The following is a 5,971-nucleotide window of genomic DNA, read 5'->3' on the forward strand; positions in this document are numbered from 1 at the left end:
TGGAAATAATATCTTAAAATCAAGCCGGACAAGGATGTCCGGCATTCGTTTCAAGCGTTATGGCGTCTAACGACCGAGGTGCTCCGACGTTCGTAACGGCACGAGTTTGCCAATGCAAACGAAGTGACGGAAACGAATGTGGCGAAGCCCGAGCGACGCGGAGGCACCGGAAGTTATACGCCGTGCTTTATTTATTAAATAGCTTGAAGTTCTCGAAATTTTTTAATCGTTTTTAGTTCACTTTTAAGCTCATACTGTTTAATCTCTAAATCGTAATGAGCCTGTATTGATAACCAAAACTCCGGCGAATTACCAAAGAATTTAGAAAATCTAAGTGCGGTGTCTGCAGTGATAGAGCGACGACCATGAACTATTTCACTAATTCGTTTCTGATCAATATGAGTAGATTGAGCAAGCTTATAGGCAGTTATTCCCATAGGTTTTAAAAAATCTTCTAATAAGATTTCTCCAGGGTGGATATTCATTAATTCTTTATTCATCGCCTATTTTAACCTAATGATAATCAATTATTTCTACATTCGAAGCATTTCCGTTTTCCCAGGAGAAGCAGATTCTATATTGCATATTTATACTTATGCTATACTGACCTTGCCTATCTCCTGACATAGCATGAAGTCTATTTCCCGGAGGAATTTTTAAATCTTCAATATTCTTTGCGCTATCTATGTGAATTAATTTTCGTCTTGCTGTTCTCTGAATTTCTTTTGGGAATTTTTTAGAAAACTTACCTAACCAAATAGTTTCAGATTCTTTATCGTAAAAAGATAGAATCACAATCCATATTAGCTTCAAATTATACTGGTGTCAACCACCATTATTTACAGATTTTCACATTTTTGAAGATTTAAAGCATGGCGTATAACGACCAAGGCTTGGCGACGTTTACGACGGCATGAGCTTGCGTAAGCAAGCGCAGTGACGGAAGTAAATGTGGCGGAGCCTGGAGCGAGGGCGCGAAAGCGTCCCGAAGCGCAACGCCAAGCCGATAGTTATGCGACGGTTTTAATAAGGAAGGTAATACTGATCTAAATCTCTTAAAGTAATTTTTTTTACTTTTGAGCAATACGTTTCAAATATATCTTTTATTTTTGCAAAGTCTGCATCATTAGTCTGAACATCAACCCTTTCAAGTGAGTTAAAAGCACTCAGTATTTTTTTATCTATATCTTTATTATAATCTGGAAAAGAATATCCTATGATAATCAAATCTTTTGTATTATTTGCAATTTCAAGAGATAACGACATTGCCTTTTCACTAAAAGATGTGTTTTCCCAGGCATAGTAAAATATAGGATCTAAGAATTCATTTTTATGAGCATATAGATAGTAGCTTCTCAAGACTTGCGATACTAATTGTTTTGAGAAATCTTCAAATGCAGCTCGAAAAATCCCAGTTACTGCGCCTTGTGCAATATGCAACCCAGCAATTCCGTTCAATCTTACAACGGAAATATCACTCAATGAGATTTCTTCATTTGATTTTCTTCCGGGATTTGGATATATTTTCCACGATTTCATAAGGGCATCATAATCAACAAAGTTAGTAATTGTGGCTAATGCTTTCTCAATCTGTAGATCGTAATTCCAACTAATGACTTTATAGTTTGGATTTATATATGCAAAACCATTTTCCTTAATATTTATTTTGGTAATCCAGCTTGCGCACCTATAGTCAAGAGCAGTGTATTGCCCATCACTTGTACTTTGCTCAAGCAAAAGATATGCGGAAATTATTGCTTTTATCTTTTGATACTTTTCTCGATCAGGTTTATCCCAATATTTTTTAGCAACAAAATCAACAGAATTCTTGCCAGCTTCTTTTGTTAACCAATCAATATCTTCTATAAATTGTCGCTTAACTTCCTCGACTGTCTCAGTAATTTTATCTACACTTGGAAATCTTTCGTCTCCAAAGCTTTCGAGATTAGCTAGATACCCACTAAAGGCAACCATTCTATTATTAAAATTGGCAATTATTGGAATGGAATAATAGCTAGCACCCGCTCCCAGAAGGAAAGTCGTATATTTTTCTTGCATAATATATTTCCTAAAACTGTCGCATAACGACCAAGCCTAGCCGACGTTTGCAATGGCACGAGTTTGCTTTGCAAACGAAGTGACAGAAGCAAATGTGCCGGAGGCCGGAGCGAGGGTTGCGTAGCAAGCCCGAAGCGCTGCGGCTGAGGCGAAAGTTATACGCAGTGCCCGTTAATTTAGACCAATAATTAACCGCAACCCTTCTTCAACATCAGCCATCTTGCCTGCTTTCAATTTACCAACTTTATCAAGAAATCGTTCCTTATTTAAAGTTACTAATTGAGAAACATTTACAACTGAGTCTTTTGAAAGATTAGAATCTTTTTTTAATAAGGTTACGTTTCCAGGAGCTTCGGCTAAATTCAAATTTGATGTAATGGAAATAACAATTACTGTATTGATATTACTTTCATTAAAAGAATCATCTTGCACAATGAGAACAGGTCTTCTAAAACCAGGTTCGCTACCGAAAGGAATTCCTAAATCTACCCACCAAATTTCACCACGAATCATTTTTTAAACTCTTACGGAGTAATTCGATGGATAAATTATTTATATTTTCTTTAGAGCTATCGTTTCCCTTACGATAAATTTTATTTAGACTTTCTGTAACTGATTCTTTACTATGAAATTCAATAAACTCTTCTAATGCTTTGGCAAAAAGCTGGCTCCGAGGAATTCCAAGTCGTTTAGCTGTTTTTTCCGCGGTTTTAAATAATTCATCCGGAATAGAAACGGCAGTCTTCATATTCATAGGTATAACTGTGGTTATACCTGAGTCAATGAGAAATTGGGAATATTTTTTAAGAAATTCAAACTTTTACTTACACAAGAAATTTTAGGGCATTGCAGATAACGACCAAGGCTTGACGACGTTTCGCGAGTCCGAAAGGACTTGGCACGAGTTTGCTCTGCAAACGAAGTGACAAAGCGAAATGTGGCGGAGCCTGGAGCGAGGGCGCGTAAGCGTCCCGAAGCGCAACGCCAAGCCGATAGTTAGGCGTAGTAAACGCTTAATCAGGGGTTAATAAACCCTCACGAACAATAGTTTTAAAGTTATTTTTCAACTCCAACAATCGAGTTTTAACTTCCTCTTCCTTGATACCTGTCTCAATTACATTGATGCTTTTATTGTAAGCTCTAATCTTTCCCGCAGTAATTAATTTAGCCATTTCAGCGATAACTTCGGTAATGATCAGATTTAGGTTCTCGGCGCAATAAATTTCATTCACAATTGTATAATTTTTAAATTGAACAAACTTTTTATCTGCTCTATCAACACTAATTTTATATTCCGCTTTCAGGATTTCTCTAACTATTACTTCTTTTTCAAGGTTAGCTACTTCGTTTAAAATCCTTTTCTTATCATAATCAAATATATCGAGATCAGAGATTAGATCTAGAAGATCCTGCTTTGATAAGACATTATAATCTGGGCCCAACATCAAGCCAGACAGTGAGAACAGAAGTCCCATGCTTTCGGAAAATAGGACATATAATTCACGATAGACTTCATGTTTCTTAACAGAATATAATGAATAATCATCCAAAGATTTTTTAAATTCAAATTCTTGCTGTTTTCTTAAATTTTCCAAATCGTTCTTAAATCTTTCTATTTTTTTGGAAAACCCGGAGCCAATCCATGACTTTAAGTAAAAAAGAAGAAGAGAACTAACGGGAACGGAAACTGTTATGTTAATGATAATTGAGATTATTAGGTCCATATTTCTCCGATATTAAGCAATTCCATTTTTAAGCGTTTATTACGCCTAACGACCAAGGGTTGGCGACGTTTCGCGAGTCCGAAGGACTTGGCGCGAGACTTGCTCTGCAAGACGAGTGACAAAGCGAAATGTGGCGGAGCCTGGAGCGAGGGCGCGTAAGTGTCCCGAAGCGTAACGCCAAGCCGAAAGTTAGCTGACGTGATGCAATCTATTACAGTAGTTTAAAAACTACCCTACTATTTAAGTAATTGTCCCTTTGATACTTCACGATCTTTCATAACAAGAGCTATAAAGAATCTATTTAAACAAAATCATAAAAAAGAGCGCAAGCCACAAAACAACAAGATAATTTTGGATAACCAGTCCTTTAATTTACGTTAACATTATACGCATCGAAATCTCTGACGCAATGCAATATAATACTCAGAAGTAGCTAAAGAATAATAACAGACATCACTTTAAACCTACACTTGGATAAGTCATATCGCAAATAGAGTTAAAGCCGCTGCGCTTAAACTTATTTTACTTTTAAAAAAATATTTTTGCATCATGTTCGGCTAACGACCAAGGCTTGGCGACGTTCACGATGGCGCGAGTTTGCTTTGCAAACGCAGTGACAGAAGTGAATGTGGCGTAGCCTGAAGCGAGAGTCGCGTAAGCGAACTCGAAGCGCAACGCCAGAGCCGATAGTTAGGCGCAGTATCGCTCCTAACACAGTGCACCCAACATTACTAAGATCTTTCAGTCTTACAGTATATGATAAGAAAAGGGGAAAAAGCGACCCAACTTAAAGTAGATCTTAATTCGGTTCTAAGGCAAAATTCAAAACTTATATAATAAAAAAGTAAAATAAAATCGCGATATTGCGCCTAACGACCGAGGTGCTCCGACGTTTGCAACGGCACGAGCTTGCGTAAGCAAGCGCAGTGACGGAAGCAAATGTGGCGAAGCCCAAGCGAGCGGGTCACGAAGTGAACCCCGAGCGGCGCGGAGGCACCGGAAGTTATCCGACGTCCGATCCAAACACGGTGCATTCAATTGTTTGCAATTCGCTAATTCAGTAAATTGCCATTGCTGTAGCATTCTTCTTTCAAATGCAAAATCCCCGCTCCGTTTACTGCACCAGTCGGAATCATTATCTGCAAACTAATCATCAAGATGAAACCCAAATCTCGGCAACAGAATATCTCAGGAGCGGACCAAGCCTACAGAAAATTTTACACGGCTCTATAGAAAAATATTTAACCTGAAAATAAAAAAGAAAAAATTTATCGGATGTTCGGATAACGACCAAGGCTTGGCGACGTTCGCAATGGCGCGAACTTGCGTAAGCAAGTGCAGTGACAGAAGCGAATGTGGCGTAGCCTGGAGCGAGGGCGCGCAAGCGACCCGAAGCGCAACGCCAGAGCCGATAGTTAGGCGTCGTTTTTTACTTTTAACGCGGTAGCAACTGATTCAATAATCTTATCAATGTTATTTTTTATTTGATCATCAGGAATATTGAAATTATCAGTAAGCAATTTACGTGTTTTTATTTTTGTTATAAATCCAATTTTTCCCGCTACTAAAAGAATATTTTTTTCTAACCCATTTATATTATCTTTAAAATCTGCAGATGTAATAAGTTTTAACAATTCGCTTATTTTACTCCAATCAGTATCATGCAACATCTCTTTATAATTGTTATGAAGAACGGTTAAATAGTCCAGTGCAAAGACTTGCGCTTCTAATTCAAAGGCAAGCAGTGGATCATCTTCAGCAATTTTCAATAAAGTTTCAGTAAACAGCTTATCTTCAATATCATCATTTCCTAAGAACGTTGAATCTGCCATTTCGCTAAATGATCCTATAGAAGTTTTAACTGATAGTAACACATCAGCCGATAATTCTGGGAATCGTTTACCTAATTCTTCAATATAAATTTCTAACGATAAAGTCTTTCTTTGAAATCTTATAATATCAGCCCACACCTCAATTAAGTAAAGTAAGGCTTTTCTTAACGCTCTTCTCTTTGATTGTAAGTCAAAAAAGAGGTCCTTCATACTTCCTAAAATCACGCCTATTATGAGAGTAATTAGAGTTTGAATAAATGTAGTTTCCATGAAGATTTAAAAATGGCGACTAACGACCAAGGCTTGGCGACGTTCGCAATGGCACGAGCTTGCGCACAAGCAAGCGCAGTGACAGAA

7 protein-coding genes are annotated in these 5,971 nt (G+C 37.5%); all 7 read right to left on the reverse strand.

Annotated elements, in window-relative coordinates; translation table 11 throughout:
- Positions 1–194 precede the first annotated feature (194 nt).
- The 7 genes from CH352_RS18820 to CH352_RS18855 all read right to left on the reverse strand — a co-directional run bounded on the left by CH352_RS18820 (position 195) and on the right by CH352_RS18855 (position 5,824).
- Complete coding sequence (locus CH352_RS18820) at positions 195–500, reverse strand: HigA family addiction module antitoxin (RefSeq protein ID WP_100708297.1); 306 nt, start codon at positions 498–500, stop codon at positions 195–197.
- A gap of 13 nt (positions 501–513) precedes the next feature.
- A complete protein-coding gene (locus tag CH352_RS18825) occupies positions 514–798 on the reverse strand; it encodes a type II toxin-antitoxin system RelE/ParE family toxin (protein WP_100708303.1) in 285 nt (94 codons plus the stop codon).
- 225 nt (positions 799–1,023) lie between these two features.
- Positions 1,024–2,058 (reverse strand): hypothetical protein, encoded by a 1,035-nt coding sequence (locus tag CH352_RS18830; protein WP_100708298.1) that lies wholly within the window; start codon positions 2,056–2,058, stop codon positions 1,024–1,026.
- 171 nt (positions 2,059–2,229) lie between these two features.
- Positions 2,230–2,571 (reverse strand): type II toxin-antitoxin system PemK/MazF family toxin, encoded by a 342-nt coding sequence (locus CH352_RS18835; RefSeq protein ID WP_100708299.1) that lies wholly within the window; start codon positions 2,569–2,571, stop codon positions 2,230–2,232.
- A complete protein-coding gene (locus CH352_RS18840) occupies positions 2,558–2,806 on the reverse strand; it encodes a ChpI protein (protein ID WP_100708300.1) in 249 nt (82 codons plus the stop codon). The genes CH352_RS18835 and CH352_RS18840 overlap by 14 nt, the downstream gene beginning before the upstream one ends.
- A gap of 265 nt (positions 2,807–3,071) precedes the next feature.
- Complete coding sequence (locus CH352_RS18845) at positions 3,072–3,782, reverse strand: hypothetical protein (protein WP_100708301.1); 711 nt, start codon at positions 3,780–3,782, stop codon at positions 3,072–3,074.
- Between the two features lie 1,415 nt (positions 3,783–5,197).
- The gene (locus tag CH352_RS18855; protein WP_100708302.1) at positions 5,198–5,824 is read right to left on the reverse strand and encodes a hypothetical protein; all 627 of its coding nucleotides are present in this window, start codon (positions 5,822–5,824) and stop codon (positions 5,198–5,200) included.
- Positions 5,825–5,971: the final 147 nt, after the last annotated feature.

The organism is Leptospira hartskeerlii, from assembly GCF_002811475.1.
In the GTDB taxonomy this organism is placed as follows: domain Bacteria; phylum Spirochaetota; class Leptospiria; order Leptospirales; family Leptospiraceae; genus Leptospira_B; species Leptospira_B hartskeerlii.